This window comes from Methylobacillus glycogenes JCM 2850, from assembly GCF_000617925.1.
GTDB lineage: Bacteria > Pseudomonadota > Gammaproteobacteria > Burkholderiales > Methylophilaceae > Methylobacillus > Methylobacillus glycogenes.
Genome location: NZ_BAMT01000010.1, coordinates 40,107 through 55,911, shown reverse-complemented (window position 1 = coordinate 55,911; position 15,805 = coordinate 40,107). Strand labels below are relative to the sequence as shown.

General features: G+C 53.8%; 9 protein-coding genes and 6 pseudogenes. All 15 read right to left on the bottom strand.

Going from position 1 to position 15,805, the window contains the following annotated elements:
• Positions 1-79: 79 nt before the first annotated feature.
• A pseudogene (locus tag JCM2850_RS19175) lies at positions 80-371 on the bottom strand (DUF2818 family protein).
• A gap of 71 nt (positions 372-442) precedes the next feature.
• A pseudogene (gene nuoN / locus JCM2850_RS19170) lies at positions 443-1,832 on the bottom strand (NADH-quinone oxidoreductase subunit NuoN).
• Between the two features lie 111 nt (positions 1,833-1,943).
• A pseudogene (locus tag JCM2850_RS19165) lies at positions 1,944-3,430 on the bottom strand (NADH-quinone oxidoreductase subunit M).
• Between the two features lie 7 nt (positions 3,431-3,437).
• Positions 3,438-5,524: pseudogene (nuoL, locus tag JCM2850_RS19160) on the bottom strand (NADH-quinone oxidoreductase subunit L).
• A 65-nt stretch (positions 5,525-5,589) separates the two neighbouring features.
• The gene (nuoK, locus tag JCM2850_RS12595) at positions 5,590-5,898 is read right to left on the bottom strand and encodes an NADH-quinone oxidoreductase subunit NuoK (RefSeq protein ID WP_025872272.1); all 309 of its coding nucleotides are present in this window, start codon (positions 5,896-5,898) and stop codon (positions 5,590-5,592) included.
• A gap of 70 nt (positions 5,899-5,968) precedes the next feature.
• A complete protein-coding gene (locus JCM2850_RS12590) occupies positions 5,969-6,607 on the bottom strand; it encodes an NADH-quinone oxidoreductase subunit J (protein ID WP_025872270.1) in 639 nt (212 codons plus the stop codon).
• 140 nt (positions 6,608-6,747) lie between these two features.
• On the bottom strand, positions 6,748-7,239 hold the full coding sequence (gene nuoI / locus JCM2850_RS12585) for an NADH-quinone oxidoreductase subunit NuoI (RefSeq protein ID WP_025872268.1): 492 nt from the start codon (positions 7,237-7,239) through the stop codon (positions 6,748-6,750).
• Positions 7,240-7,250: 11 nt separating this feature from the next.
• Positions 7,251-8,267: an NADH-quinone oxidoreductase subunit NuoH gene (gene nuoH, locus JCM2850_RS12580; RefSeq protein WP_439645869.1), complete on the bottom strand. Its 1,017-nt coding sequence runs from the start codon at positions 8,265-8,267 to the stop codon at positions 7,251-7,253.
• Positions 8,267-10,689 (bottom strand): annotated as a pseudogene (nuoG, locus tag JCM2850_RS19155) (NADH-quinone oxidoreductase subunit NuoG). The gene nuoH and the pseudogene nuoG overlap by 1 nt, the downstream one beginning before the upstream one ends.
• Complete coding sequence (gene nuoF, locus JCM2850_RS12570) at positions 10,682-11,992, bottom strand: NADH-quinone oxidoreductase subunit NuoF (protein ID WP_025872264.1); 1,311 nt, start codon at positions 11,990-11,992, stop codon at positions 10,682-10,684. Before nuoF ends, nuoG begins: the two are co-directional and overlap by 8 nt.
• Positions 11,989-12,482: pseudogene (gene nuoE / locus JCM2850_RS19150) on the bottom strand (NADH-quinone oxidoreductase subunit NuoE). Before nuoE ends, nuoF begins: the two are co-directional and overlap by 4 nt.
• Positions 12,479-13,732 carry an NADH-quinone oxidoreductase subunit D gene (locus tag JCM2850_RS12560; protein ID WP_025872262.1) on the bottom strand — a complete coding sequence of 418 codons (1,254 nt, stop codon included), beginning with the start codon at positions 13,730-13,732 and terminating at the stop codon, positions 12,479-12,481. Before JCM2850_RS12560 ends, nuoE begins: the two are co-directional and overlap by 4 nt.
• The gene (locus tag JCM2850_RS12555) at positions 13,725-14,318 is read right to left on the bottom strand and encodes an NADH-quinone oxidoreductase subunit C (RefSeq protein ID WP_025872260.1); all 594 of its coding nucleotides are present in this window, start codon (positions 14,316-14,318) and stop codon (positions 13,725-13,727) included. Before JCM2850_RS12555 ends, JCM2850_RS12560 begins: the two co-directional genes overlap by 8 nt.
• A gap of 12 nt (positions 14,319-14,330) precedes the next feature.
• A complete protein-coding gene (locus JCM2850_RS12550) occupies positions 14,331-14,807 on the bottom strand; it encodes a NuoB/complex I 20 kDa subunit family protein (RefSeq protein ID WP_011480281.1) in 477 nt (158 codons plus the stop codon).
• A 43-nt stretch (positions 14,808-14,850) separates the two neighbouring features.
• Positions 14,851-15,207: an NADH-quinone oxidoreductase subunit A gene (locus JCM2850_RS12545; RefSeq protein ID WP_025872252.1), complete on the bottom strand. Its 357-nt coding sequence runs from the start codon at positions 15,205-15,207 to the stop codon at positions 14,851-14,853.
• Positions 15,208-15,805: the final 598 nt, after the last annotated feature.

Below are 15,805 nucleotides of genomic sequence, written 5' to 3'. Positions count from 1 at the left end.
TTGCTGCGGCAAAGCGGCAGCGCCGGAAAATCAAATATTCAGAAATCTAAATATTTAAAAATCTAAATACTTGAAAATATTAAGGCTTGTGCCAGAGATAGCGGTAAACAAAACCGGGAAAGGCAAACACCACAAACAAGCTGAAGGTAATGGCGTAAAACTCCCAGCCCTGCTTGGCCACCTGGCCCACACTGCTTTGCTCAACGGCTATGGCAACAGCACCTATGATGAAATACAACAGCACCAGTTCTAGCAGGCACCAGCAGGGCCTTGCGCGGAGACTTCAAAGGCAAGAGGTAGAACAGGCGCTCGGAAAACCAGGGAAGATTAGCTGCCAGCAAGGCCAGCAACAAGAGGATAGTGATGGTCATAGTGTCTTTAATGCTAAAGGGGCGTGCAATCTGGCGCTAAACAGCGCACACATTGAGAACGCCCCGCTTGATTATTGAATGCTATGGAGGATAGCGTAACCGCATGCCTCCATGAACTGCTCGGGCAACAAGCCCAATATCAGCAAAGCAATCGCATTAACACTCAAGAGCAGCTTCATGTCAACCGGGGCGCTGATCGGGCTGTTATCCTCGGCATCATCAAAGTACATATATTTGACCACGCGCAGATAGTAGAAAGCGCCTATCAGCGCCATCAGCACCGCAAACACCACCAGCACCACAAAGCCTGCCTGCAAGGCGGCTTGCAGCACGGTGAACTTGGCGTAGAAGCCAGCGTGGGCGGTATGCCTGCCATGGAAAACATGATGATCAGCATGAGGAAGGCAAACCAGGGGCTGCGTTGATTCAGGCCCTTGAGGTCTTCCAGCCTGTCGGCCTCAAAGCCCTGGCGTGTCAGCAGCAAAATAATGCCAAAGCCTGCCAGGGTCATGAGCACATAAGACAACATATAGAAGGTGGCAGAGGCGTAACCATTGAGGCTGGCGCTCAACAGGCCCAGCATCAGGAAGCCTATATGCGAAATGGTGGAATAGGCCAGCATGCGCTTGATATTGCTTTGCGCAATCGCCGCGATATTACCTATGATCATGGACAGCACCGCCATGATCATCAGCATGCCCTGCCAATCCACTGCCAATACAAACAGGGCTTGCACCAGCAGGCGCATCACCATGCAAACGCTGCCAGTTTGGTGGCTGAGCCTATAAACAGGGTAATGGCTGTAGGCGAGCCATGATAAACATCTGGCACCCACATCTGGAATGGGGCAGCCCCCAGCTTGAAGGCCAGGCCAGCGACAATAAACACTAGGCCCAGTACCAACACGCCATGATCAGGCGCGCCATTCATCAGCGCCTCGGCTACACCACTGATATTGAGGCTGCCGGTGACGCCATAAAGCATGGACATGCCATACAGCAACATGCCTGAGGCCAGGGCACCCAGCACAAAATACTTCATGGCCGCTTCTGTTGAGCGTGGATTATCTCTATCCAGCGCCACCAGTGCATACAGGCACAGTGACAACAACTCCAGCCCCATATACAGGGTGAGGAAATGCTGACCAGAGACCATCACCATCATGCCCAGCGTGGCAAACAGCACCAGGGCATAAAACTCGCCACTGAACATGCCACGCAGGCTGAGATAAGAACGGGTGTAGACCAAGGTGACGGAGGTAGCCAGATAAATCGCCAGCTTGAGCACATCTGCCAGCGCATCATCGACAAACAGGCCGCTGAAGGCATAGCGTATATCCGGCGTATGGGTAGCAAAGGTGAGTATGGCTGCCAGCAGCAGCGTCACTTGCGCAAACACATAGACCAGATAGCGATTACCGGGCTTGAGGAACAAATCCAGAAGCAGGATGAACATGGCCATGACCAGCACTACGATTTCCGGTAGTGCGGTCAAAAGGTCTAGGCTGATGGCATTTAAGGTTGGATCATAGGTTTGTGATCATCTCGTTAGGATCGTCCGTCACTTGTTTGGCTATAGCGCGGGCAGCTTGCTAATGGCCAGGTGCTCAAGCAACTGCTGCACGCTAGCATGCGTCATTTCGGTGATAGGCTGCGGATAAAGCCCGAAGCCCAGCACCAGAATGGCCAGCAAGGCCAGAATCAGGAATTCACGGCGGTTGATATCCGTCAATTCCGCCACATGATGGTTGGCGACTTCACCGTAATAGACACGCTTTACCATCCACAAGGTATAGGCCGCACCAAAGATCAGCGTGGTAGAGGCCAGCACCGCATACCAGAAGTTCACCTGAATAGCGCCCAGTATCACCATGAATTCACCAACAAAGCCCGACGTGCCTGGCAAGCCCGCATTGGCCATGGCAAACAGCACTGCAAAGGCGGCAAACACAGGCATGGTATTGGCCACACCGCCGTAATCAGCAATTTGCCTGGAGTGCATACGGTCGTAGAGCACGCCCACGGAGAGGAACATGGCAGAAGAAATAAAGCCATGCGAAATCATCTGCACCACTGCGCCTTCCAGCCCTAGCGGGTTGAAGAGGAAAAAGCCCAGGGTGACAAAGCCCATATGCGAGATAGATGAATAAGCAATCAGCTTCTTCATGTCTTTTTGCACCAGCGCTACCAGCGCGATATAGACCACGGCAATCAAAGACAGCGTGATCATAAAGCCGGAAAGATAGTGCGAAGCGTCAGGCGCTATCGGCATGGCAAAACGCAGGAAGCTGTAGCCACCCAGCTTGAGGGCAATCGCCGCCAACACCACGGAGCCGCCAGTGGGCGCTTCAACGTGGGCATCAGGCAGCCAGGTATGCACAGGCCACATGGGGATTTTCACGCGAAGGCCATAAAGAAGGCGATGAAGATCCACACCTGCACATCCAGCGCCAGCGGCATGGCGTAGTAGTCCAGAATGTTGAAGCTATTGCTCTGGTGATACAGATAGATAAACGCCACCAGCATCAGCAATGAGCCTAGCAAGGTGTAAAGGAAGAACTTGATGGTGGCGTAGACGCGGTTAGGCCCGCCCCAGACGCCTATCACCAGGAACATCGGGATCAGCATTGCTTCCCAGAACACATAGTAGAGGATGGCATCCAGCGTAGAGAACACCCCTATCATAATGCCGGACATAATGAGGAAAGCCGCGTTGTACTGCGCCACGCGTTTTTGTATGACTTCCCAGCCAGCCAGCACCACAATAAAGGTGGTAAAGCTGGTAAGCAGGATCAGCGGCACGGCAATGCCATCAACCCCCAGGTGATAGTGAATATTGAAGGCGGGAATCCAGTTGTGGATTTCCTGGAACTGGAAGCCACCACTGCCATTATCAAAATACAGATAGAGGGGAATGGTGACAGCGAAACCGGCAATACTGCCGAGCAAGGCCAGCCAGCGCGCCGCAGCTGCACGCCTGTCATCACCCGTAAACAGGACCAGTACGCCTGCCACTATGGGCACCCAGATGGACAGACTCAGGAAAGGAAGATCATTCATAGCGTGGTCAGATTTTCATGAAGACGGTCAGCAGGAGGAAAGCGCCAATAATCATGGCGAAGGCGTAGTGATAAACCAGCCCGGTCTGCAGGCGGCGTACCAGACTAGCCAAACGGGCCACCAGCGCGCTGAGCCATTGACTACCAGGCCATCGATGAATTTGACATCGCCCAACTGCCAGAGCTTGCCACCCAAGAAGCGGGAGCCTGCGGCAAAGACGCGCTCATTAAAGCTATCAAAGCCGTATTTATTGTCGAGTATGCGGTAGATAAAGCCACAACGCTGCTGGATGGCGGCAGGAATATCCGGACGCTTCATATAGAAGAACCAGGCCAGAGCGACACCAGCAGCCGCCAGGATAAACGGCAGCGATGTCAGGCCATGCAAGGCCATCGCGGCAGCACCATGGAAATGGTGTGCCAGGGTATGCATGGCTTCATGCTGCGCATGATCAACATGAATCACGCCATGGAAATAATTGCCAAACAGCATGGGTTCTATGGCGACATAGCCTATCAGCACCGAAGGAATCGCCAGCAGGATCAAAGGCACAGTCACTACCCATGGAGACTCATGCGGCTTGTCATTGGGGCCTAAGCCATGGTGGTGTTCTTCATGATCATCTGCGGCGTGGTGATGTTCGTCTTCATCGTGCGCGTCATGATGCGCGTCTGCATGCGCAGTGCTGTCATGATGCTCATGAGCATGCGCATGGGCTGGCTTGAGCATCCATTGCTCTTTGCCATGGAACACCAGGAAATACATGCGGAAGGAATAGAAGGCGGTAACAAACACCCCAGCCAGCACCGCAAAGTAGGCAAAGCCACTACCCGCGATATGCGAGAATTTCACTGCCTCAATAATGGAATCCTTGGAGTAGAAGCCGCTGAACAAAGGTGTGCCTATCAGCGCCAATGAGCCTACCAGCGAGGTCAGCCAGGTAATCGGCATATATTTGCGCAAGCCACCCATATTGCGCATGTCCTGATCATGATGCATGCCCATGATCACAGAGCCAGCGCCCAGGAACAGCAAGGCCTTGAAGAAGGCATGCGTCATCAGGTGGAATATCGCCACCGAGTAAGCCGATACCCCCAATGCCACAGTCATATAGCCCAACTGCGACAAGGTAGAGTAAGCCACCACGCGCTTGATGTCGTTCTGGATAATACCAAGGAAACCCATAAACAAAGCCGTGATTGCGCCTATCACCAAGACAAAGGACAAAGCGGTATTTGAGAGTTCGTAGAGTGGTGACATGCGCGCCACCATGAAGATGCCTGCCGTCACCATGGTAGCGGCATGGATCAGTGCCGAGATTGGCGTAGGGCCTTCCATGGAATCTGGCAGCCAGACATGCAAAGGCACTTGCGCTGATTTACCCATGGCGCCTATAAACAGCAGGATGCAGATCACCGTCATCAGCGACCAGGGCGTTCCTGAAATCAACTCTACCTGGCTATCCGCAAACTGTGGCGCCATGGCAAATACTGCCGCGTAATCCAGGCTGCCGAGATAATACAGCACCATGCCTATGCCCAGCAGGAAGCCAAAGTCACCGACACGGTTAACCAGGAAGGCCTTGAGGTTGGCGTAAACCGCAGTGGGTCGCTTGAACCAGAAGCCGATCAGCAGATAAGACACCAGGCCCACCGCCTCCCAGCCAAAGAACAGCTGCATGAAGTTATTGCTCATTACCAACATCAGCATGGAGAAGGTAAACAGCGAGATATAGCTGAAGAAGCGACTATAACCTGGGTCTTCCGCCATATAACCTATGGTGTAGATATGCACCATCAGCGAGACAAAGGTCACCACCACCATCATGGTAGCCGTCAGGCGATCCACCAAGAATCCGACCTCAAAGCGAGTGCCACCGCTGACCAGCCAGGTGTAGACCGTGCCGTTGTAAACATGGCCTTGCAAGGCATCGAAGAAGACACAGACCGATAGCGCAAACGCTGCTGCTACCCCGGCAATAGTGAACCAGTGGGCAGCGGATCTGGGCAGTTTGCGTCCAAACAGGCCAACGATAACCGCCGCAAACAAAGGCAGCAGCGGAATCCAGATATATAGACTTTCTATATTGCTCATGCCTGCCCTCCGCTGATCTTCAAGCTGGACAGTGCTGCATACAGGATAGGTGTAATGATCATGGCCTAGCCCTTCAGCTGGTCGAGGTCATCGACATTGATGGTGCGCAGATTACGGAACAGCAACACCAGGATGGCCAAGCCGATGGCGGATTCCGCTGCGGCCACGGTGAGGATGAAGAACACAAACACCTGACCCGCGATATCGTTGAGATAGTGCGAGAAGGCAATGAAATTCATATTCACCGCCAGCAGCATCAATTCAATCGCCATCAGCAGAATGATCACATTCTTGCGATTGAGAAAGATGCCGATCACGCTGATCGCAAATAATAGCGACCCCAGGATCAGGTAATGGGACAGCCCGACGCTCATTGATCAATCTCCATTATTTTCGTGCCCTGCAGGCTGTTTTTATGCTTGATGTTGTGCATGGTTGTGCGCGTTATTTCTTTTCTGCCACCGCTTCAGTCACGGGCGGCAGTTCTTTCTCGGCAGGCATGCTGATGATGCGCACGCGGTCTGCCCGCTTTACCCTGACCTGCTCGGCAGGGTCTATGAACTTGGAGTCCTTGCGCTCACGCAAGGTCAGCGCAATGGCTGCCACAATCGCCACCAACAACACCACGGATGCCAACTCGAAAGGCAAGAGATAATCGGTATACAGCTGACGGCCCAGCTCGGCGGTATTGCTGTAACCCGCAGGACGCGGTGCAGGTGCGGTGATCATCTCGCTGCTGAAATGCTTGCTGCCCAGTATCATGACCATTTCAGCGGCCATGAGTATGCCTATGGGCAAGGCCACAGGCAGCGCCTTCCAGAAACCTTCGCGCAATTTGTCCAGATTGATGTCCAGCATCATCACCACAAACAGGAACAGCACCATCACCGCCCCAACGTAAACCAGCACCAGCGCGATGGCGAGAAACTCAGCTTCCAGCAGCAGCCAGATACCTGCGGCGGTAAAGAAGGCCAGCACCAGGAACAGTGCCGCATGCACAGGATTGCGCGCCGTGATCACGCGGACCCCGGCAAACAGCAGAATGGCTGCCAAACCATAAAAAACAAAATCCTGGAATATCATCATTACCGTGTGTATGTCAGCCTGAGACTCCATGGTGTGTCATGGTCGCCCCGCTGTGATACTCACACTCCTCCTCTTCTTGATTGACGCTTGCCCGCTGCTGAAGCGGTATACCCAAAGCTAGTAACTGCTGTGCTGATTTATCTGTACTTGGCATCCTGTGCACGGTCAGCGGCAATCTGCGCCTCATACTTATCGCCTACTGCCAGCAACATGGGCTTGGTGTAGGTGAGGTCGCCGCGCTTTTCGCCGTGATAATCAAAGATGCGCGTCTCCACAATGGAATCCACCGGGCAGGACTCTTCGCAGAAACCGCAGAAAATGCACTTGGTCAAATCAATGTCGTAACGGGTAGTGCGGCGTGTATTGTCTTCACGCTGCTCAGATTCAATAGTGATAGCCATGGCCGGGCACACCGCCTCGCAGAGCTTGCAGGCAATGCAGCGCTCCTCGCCATTGGGATAGCGACGCAAGGCATGCAGGCCACGGAAGCGTGGACTGATGGGCGTGCGTTCTTCCGGGAACTGCACAGTGACCTTGCGAGCAAAGAAATAGCGCCCGGTCAGAGCCATGCCCTTGACCAATTCCAGCAGCATAAAACTCGCAAATAATTCTCTGATCTTGGTAATCATTTTCTTGAGTCTCAATGGAACAAGTAAGCCCAGCGGGTTTGCATCATGCCACCCACAAACAATATCCACACCAGGGTGACCGGGATAAACACCTTCCAGCCCAGACGCATGATCTGGTCATAGCGATAGCGCGGGAAGGTAGCGCGGAACCAGAGGAAGATGAACAGCAGCGCAAACACCTTGATAATCAGCCACCAGATACCATCTGGCAGGAAAGCCACAGGCGACAACCAGCCACCGAGGAACATCAGGGCTGCAAGCGCTGCCACCAGGAACATATTGGCGTATTCGGCCAGGAAGAACACCGCGAAGGCCATGCCGGAATATTCCACATGGAAACCGGCAACAATTTCGGATTCACCTTCAGCCACGTCAAACGGCGCACGGTTGGTTTCCGCTACCGCACTGATGAAGTAGACGATAAACAGCGGGAACAAAGGCAACCAATACCATTGCAGAATGCCGCCACTCTGCGCCAGCACTATCTTGCCCAGATTCAGGCTATTGGCTGACATCAGCACCCCCACCAGCGCAAAGCCCATGGCAATTTCGTAGGAGACAATCTGCGCGGCAGAACGTAAAGAACCGAGGAAAGCATATTTGGAGTTGGAGGCCCAACCCGCGATGATTACGCCATATACCGCCACAGAGGTCATGGCCAGGATATAAAGCAAGCCAGCATCAATGTCAGCAAGCACCAGCGTCAGATCAAACGGCACCACCGCCCAGGCAGCCAGCGCCGGGGCAATGGCCAATACTGGCCCCAGCAGGAACAAGGTACGGTTGGCAGCGGAAGGAATGATGATTTCCTTCATCAGCAGCTTGATGCCATCGGCCAGGGGTTGCAGCAAGCCATAATAGCCCACGCGGTTAGGCCCAATGCGCACCTGCATAAAGCCTATCACCTTGCGCTCAGCCAGTGTGAGGTAGGCCACGCCCCCCATCAGCGGCAGCACAATGGCAATGATCTTGACCAGGGTCCAGACCACAGGCCAGGCTGGGCCCAGGAGATTTTGCAAGGTTTCCATCATGCCACGACCTCAGCGCTGGGTTGTTGGGCTGGCAGTTTTTCCAGCGTGATTTCACCCAGCAGATCACCCAGATCAGCCGTGGCAGGCAAAGCGCCGGGAATGCGGATGCAACCCAGCGGTACGCGGCTGTCAGCTTGTGCTTGCAGCACAGCACTACCCTCACCTTGCCTGACCTTGATGCTATCGCCCTCCACCAGCCCCAACTTGCTGAGTTGCTCTGGATGCAGGGCTGCCAATACGGCCTTGGTCACATGACGGGTTTTTTGTAGTGGTGGAGAACGACGCACGATAGCGTCAGATTGGAACTGCGGAATCTCGCCCACGCGCTGTAAATCGCTATCCAGTTTGACCTTGATTTCAACGTCTATCAGCTCGCGCAGATTGTTATTGAGCGTACGCCAAACCACAGTGGAGGGTTTCTCGCCGCCGAAGATTTCATTTTTAACTTCTTCGCTGCTGTCGAACTCAAAGCCATGCAGCCCAGCCACGTTGCCCAGCACGCGCAGCACCTTCCAGCCTGGTCTGGCTTCACCCAGCGGCTTGGTCACCGCGGCAAAGCTCTGCACCCGGCCTTCCATGCTCATGAAGGTGCCTGAGGTTTCGGTGAACGGCGTAATCGGCAGCAGAATATCAGCATGCTCCAAAGCCTCAGACTTGAAGGCAGTCAAGGCCACCACGCACTCGGCTTTTTGCATGGCTTCACGCGCCAGCGCCGCATTGTGGCAATCCAGTTCAGGCTCTACATTCACCAGCACATAGGCTTTGCGTGGTGATTCCAGCATGGTGCGAGCATTGAGGCCCCCGGCCTTGGGCATGGCACCCACCAGATTGGCGCCCACACTGTTGGCGCCTGCATTCAATACGCCAAACGTTGCACCGCATAGCGAGGCAATGGCTTCGGCCAGGCTGTAGATTTCGGTATAGCGTGGATGGTGCTGGGAAATATTACCCAGGAACACCGCAGAGCGTGGGCTGATCAAATCCATGGTTTCACCATGGCCAGTCAGGCTAAGTGCGATGGCCTGGCTGTTTTCCCAGACGCGCACGCCTTCCAGCAACTCGCTCAGGGATTTAGGCAGGCATAGCGACAAACGCTCCATGCTGGAAACCGCCTTGAGTATTTGCGACAGCACATTGACCATATCATTGGGCGAGCAAATTGCCTTGTGCCTGATAGGAATCAGCGGGTCGTCATCCAGCGGATTGACCACAGACAGCTCACCCCCATTGGCCACGGCACGGCGTATGCGCTGCGCCAGCAAGGGGTGCTCATTGCGCAGATTGCTGCCTATGACCAGGATGCGGTCCATTTCCTGCACATCTGGGATATTGCAGCCCATCCACACCACGCCCAGGCGCTTGCCATCGTGGCGGAAATCAGTGTGGCGCAGGCGGTAATCCACATTGTCGCTACCCAGACCGTGGGCAAACTTGGTGGCCAGATGCGCTTCTTCCATGGTGCTGTTGGGCGAGACCAACACACCCAAGGCATCGCTGCCCTCAGCGTTGACGATATCCTTGATCTGGCCTGCCGCCAGTTCCAGCGCGGTTTTCCAGTCGGTTTCCTGCCAGACGCCGTTATGCTTGACCATGGGCACTTTCAGCCTATCCGGACTGTTAAGGCTTCATAGGAGAAACGGTCACGGTCCGATAACCAGCACTCGTTGACGGTTTCTTTCTCGCGCGGCAATACGCGCAAGACCTTGCCATCCTTGATATGCACTTCTATCTGCGAGCCCAAACCATCATGCGGGGCGATAGATGGCCTGCGGGTCAATTCCCAGCTACGCGCGGTGTAGCGGAATGGCTTGCTGGTCAGCGCGCCTACCGGGCATAAGTCTATGATATTTCCGGATAATTCCGAATCAACGCTCTTATCGACATAGGCGGTAATCTCGGCGTGCTCGCCGCGATTCACCAGGCCCAACTCCATCATGCCGCCTACTTCCTTGAGGAAGCGTACGCAACGCGTGCACTGTATGCAGCGGGTCATATCGGTGGAGACCAGCGGGCCTATATTCTTGTTGAGCACTACGCGCTTTTCTTCGGTGTAACGCGATTTAGGCGCGCCATAGGCCATGGCGATATCCTGCAAATCACACTCGCCGCCTTGATCGCAAATCGGGCAATCCAGCGGGTGATTGATCAGCAGAAACTCCATCACACTCTGCTGCGCTTCCACGGCAGACTTGGAGCGGGTGAAAATCTTCATGCCATCGGCCACAGGTGTAGCGCAAGCTGGCAAAGGCTTGTTGAATTTTTCCACCTGCACCAGACACATACGGCAATTGGCGGCGACCGACAGCTTCTTGTGATAGCAGAAGCGTGGAATGGCAATACCGAGCTGGTCTGCCGCGTCTATGATGGTGGCACCGTGTTCGACTTCGACCTGCTTGCCATCAATCTCGATATTAAGCATAGGCTACCTCTGGCTGCGTTTTTCCGTCTTCCACCATGCTGCGGCCATGGCGGATGTAATACTCGAATTCGGGGCGGAAGTGCTTGATAAAGCTCAGCACTGGTGTAGCAGCAGCATCTCCCAGCGCACATATGGTGCGGCCCGAGATATTGTTGCTGACGTCGGTGAGCAGATCGAGATCCTCCAACTTGCCCTGACCATCGACAATGCGCTTGATCACCCTATACACCCAGCCCGTGCCTTCACGGCAAGGTGTGCATTGGCCGCAGGATTCCTCAAAGAAGAAATACGACAGCCGCTTCAAGGTTTTCACCATGCAGGTGGTTTCATCCATCACTATCATGGAACCCGCCCCCAGGCTGGAACCCGCTTTGGACAAACCGTCATAGTCCATGGTGGCACCGATAATGGCGGCGGCAGGCATTACAGCGGTGGAAGGCCCACCCGGAATCACCGCCTTGAGCTTGCGCCCTTTCCACACCCCGCCTGCCATTTCCAGCAGATCGGTGAAAGGGATGCCCATATTGACTTCGTAATTGCCAGGCTTGGCCACATGGCCGGAGATAGAGAAAATCTTGCTACCACCAGAATTAGAGACGCCTAGTTCCTGAAAGGCTTGACCGCCATGCTGCAGTATCCAGGGAATAGAGGTATAGGACTCGGTGTTATTGACGTTGGTCGGCTTGCCGAATACGCCGTAGCTGGCGGGGAAAGGCGGCTTGAAGCGTGGTTGGCCTTTTTTGCCTTCTATGGATTCTATCAAGGCGGTTTCCTCACCGCAGATATAAGCACCGTAGCCATGCACGGCGTAAAGATCAAAGCTGAAATTGCTGCCAAACAGTTGCTCGCCCAGATACCCAGCCGCGCGGGCTTCATCCAGTGCCGCTTCGAAAATCTCGTAATCCTGCCAGATTTCACCGTGGATATAGTTATAGCCTACGCGCGCACCCAGAGTGTAAGCCGCAATCGCCATGCCTTCTATCAGCTGGTGCGGGTTGTAGCGGATGATGTCTCTGTCCTTGAATGTGCCAGGCTCGCCTTCATCGGTATTGCACACCAGATACTTGGTGCCATCGAAATAGCGCGGCATAAAGCTCCACTTGAGCCCGGTGGGGAAACCCGCACCGCCACGACCGCGCAAGCCTGAGAGTTTTACCTGGCTAATGACTTCGGTAGCCTTGACCTTGTCGGTAACCAGACGCTTGAGCTGGGCATATCCGCCAAGCTTGAGATAGGTTTCCAGAGAAGCGGGATTATCCTGACCTACGGTGCGCAGGCATACCAGAGTTTGCGTAGCACTCATTTGCGTAGCACCCCCTTGTCCAGGTTTTCCAGTATCTGATCCACTTTCTCGGTGGTGAGGTACTCATGCATTTCTGTATTGTTGATATGAAACAGCGGTGCACCGCCACAGCAACCCATGCATTCACCCTCTTTTAGGGTGAAGCGACCATCGGCAGTGGTTTCGTTAAAGCCTATACCCAGGCGTTGTTCCAGATGCTCCACAATCTCGGCGGAGTCACGCAGCATGCAGGAGATATTGGTGCAAACGGTAATCTTGTATTTCCCGACTGGCTCCAGCTCGTACATATTGTAGAAAGTGGCCACCTCAAGCGCGGCAATCGCAGGGATGCGAGGTAATCCGCCACTTCGGCGATGGTGTCCTTGGAAAGCCAGCCCAGCTCGGTCTGCGCAATGCGCAGCGCAGACATGACCGCCGCCTGCCGATGTTCAGGCGGATACTTGGTCAGTTCTCGATCTATCTTGGCCAGAGATTCAGCAGATAAACTCATCTATCGATTTCTCCGAATACAATGTCTTGTGTGCCTATGATGGCCACCAAATCGGCAATCATATGACCGCGTGTCATTTCATCCAGCGCCGCCAGATGCGGGAAGCCGGGCGCACGTATCTTCAAGCGGTAAGGCTTGTTGGCCCCATCCGATACCAGATAAATGCCAAACTCGCCCTTGGGGTGCTCAACCGCGGCATAAGCCTCGCCTGCGGGGATATGGAAACCTTCGGTGAAGAGCTTGAAGTGATGGATCAGCGCTTCCATGTCGTGCTTCATGCCCTCGCGCTGCGGCGGAGCCACCTTGGTATTGCCAGTGATCACCGGGCCGGGATTTTTGCGCAGCCAGTCTATGCATTGCTTGATGATGCGATTGGATTGACGGAACTCCTCGATGCGCACCAGATAACGGTCATAGCAATCGCCGTTAACGCCCACCGGGATATCAAAATCCAGCTTGTCGTAGACTTCATAAGGTTGCTTCTTGCGTAAATCCCAGGCAATGCCTGAGCCACGTAACATCGGGCCGCTCAGACCCAAGGCCAATGCCCGTTCTGGCGTCAGCACGCCTATGCCTACAGTACGTTGTTTCCAGATGCGGTTGTCAGTGAGCAGAGTTTCGTATTCATCCACATAAGCGGGGAAACGATTGGTGAAATCTTCTATGAAATCCAGCAGCGAGCCCTGGCGGTTCTCATTCAGCTGCTTGACGTCTTCCTTGCTGCGTACTGGCGATTCCTCATATTGTGGCATGCGGTCTGGCAGGTCTCTATACACACCACCCGGACGGTAATAAGCCGCGTGCATGCGTGCACCAGAAACTGCCTCGTAACAATCGAATAAATCCTCGCGCTCACGGAAGGCATACAGAAACACCGTCATCGCGCCCACATCCAGCGCATGTGCACCCAACCACAACAAGTGATTGAGCACACGGGTAATTTCATCAAACATCACGCGTATATACTGCGCACGCAATGGCACTTCCAGACCGAGCAGCTTTTCAATCGCCATCACATAGGCGTGCTCGTTGGACATCATGGAAACATAATCCAGTCTGTCCATATAAGGTACAGACTGCAAGTAAGTGCGGTTTTCCGCGAGCTTTTCCGTGCCTCTATGCAGCAGGCCTATATGCGGATCGGCACGTTGTATCACTTCACCATCCAGCTCCAGCACCAGGCGCAATACGCCGTGCGCCGCTGGGTGCTGCGGGCCGAAGTTCATGGTGTAGTTTCTGATCTCAGCCATGATGCACGCCCTCGTCACGAATCACGCGCGGCACATTGTTGCGCGGGTCTATGCTCACAGGCTGGTAGATGACGCGCTGCTGCTCAGGGTCATAGCGCATTTCCACATTGCCTATCATGGGGAAATCCTTGCGGAAGGGGTGACCAACGAAACCGTAATCTGTCAGCAAACGACGTAAATCCGGATGCCCCTCATACATGATGCCGTAAAGGTCAAAAGATTCACGCTCGAACCAATTGGCCACTGGCCATAAATCCACCAGCGTGGGGAGAACAGGGAAATCATCTTCGCTGGCAAACACACGTAAACGCAGGCGGTGATTGAGGCTAACTGACAAGAAGTGATAAACAGTGGCAAAGCGCAAGCCAGACCAAGTGCCTTCGCCGTAATCAGCGTAATCCACGCCGCACAGATCGATCAACTGCTCAAACTTCAATTGTTGGTGGTCGCGCAAGGTTGTGCAGACATCGAGCAACTGGCTGGCTTTGCACTCTATGGTGAGTTCACCCACATGCTCGACCAAGCGGGTCACCTTGTCTTCCAGTACTTGTTGCAGCGCTTGTTTTAACTGTTCCAGACGGGTCATGGGTGTGAGCTCTTAACGGGCGATGGTGTTGGTACGCTTGATTTTGTTCTGCAGCTGGATAATGCCGTAGAGCAGGGCTTCAGCGGTGGGCGGGCAACCCGGCACATAGACATCCACAGGGACAATGCGGTCACACCCGCGCACCACCGCATAAGAATAATGGTAGTAACCGCCACCATTGGCACATGAGCCCATGGAAATCACCCAGCGCGGCTCAGCCATTTGGTCATACACCTTGCGCAAAGCGGGTGCCATCTTGTTGACCAGGGTACCTGCCACTATCATCACATCGGACTGGCGCGGGCTGGGGCGGAAGACAATACCAAAGCGGTCCAGGTCATAGCGCGCGGCCCCGGCATGCATCATCTCTACAGCGCAGCAGGCCAAACCAAAGGTCATAGGCCACAGCGAACCAGTGCGGGTGTAATTGATCACCGTATCCAGCGTGGTGGTCACAAAGCCCTTTTCCAGCACCCCTTCAATACTCATGCAAGCAAACCTTTCATGAACATCCCACCGACTATGATGCCTGTTACTCCCATTCCAGCGCCCCCTTCATCCACTCATAGACAAAGCCGACCACCAGAATGCCAAGGAACACCACCATGGCAATAAATCCGAACAAGCCTATCTCCTGCAGCACCACGGCCCAGGGAAACAGGAAAGCAATTTCCAGATCAAACAGAATGAAGAGGATGGCGACCAGGTAATAGCGCACATCAAACTTCATGCGGGCATCTTCAAATGCCTCAAAACCACATTCATACGGGGAATTCTTTTCGGCGTCCGGCCGGTTGGGAGAAACCAGCTTGCCGAGGACAATAGGGGCTACGCCGACGCCAAGGCCGACCAGAATGAACAGCAATATCGGAAAATAATTCTCCAGCACGTTCAAGTCCTATTCTTAAGCGGCTTAACACCGCACATGGGATGCGACAGTGAACCTAGACCAGAATTCACCACCACCTGCATATCCAGCATCATTCACATTGATTTTGAACACATGGGGCAGAGCACGCAAAGCGCGACTACAAATTGAGTACAAAAACAGCAAATTTATGACTGAAAAACCAAGTAAACACGAGGCATCATACCCCTCACTTGTTAATGAATTGTAACACATAAATTACAACTCAACAGCGCCAAACACCGCACTGGGAGCCACTATCAAGGTTATTCCATGTTTTAATTGGACTTATTCAAAAATAACCTTACAAATTCAGGGGTAAAATGATAATCAATTAACTTTTTGTTACAAAATACCCTTGTAAATAATAGGCTTTTTACTGATTCAGGGCGATGTGCTTATGTGCAAATTTCAAAGTTGCCAAGCAAAACTCATTGCAGCTAGGCAAATTGAGATGTTGGCAAAGCTAACTGGCATGAATGCCGAGCAAACGCACAACTGGGGAGATGAATACCGCCGTGAGAAACAAGCGGCACAGAGAGAAGTGACAGACAAAAAAACAGGCCCTTGCGGGCCTGGA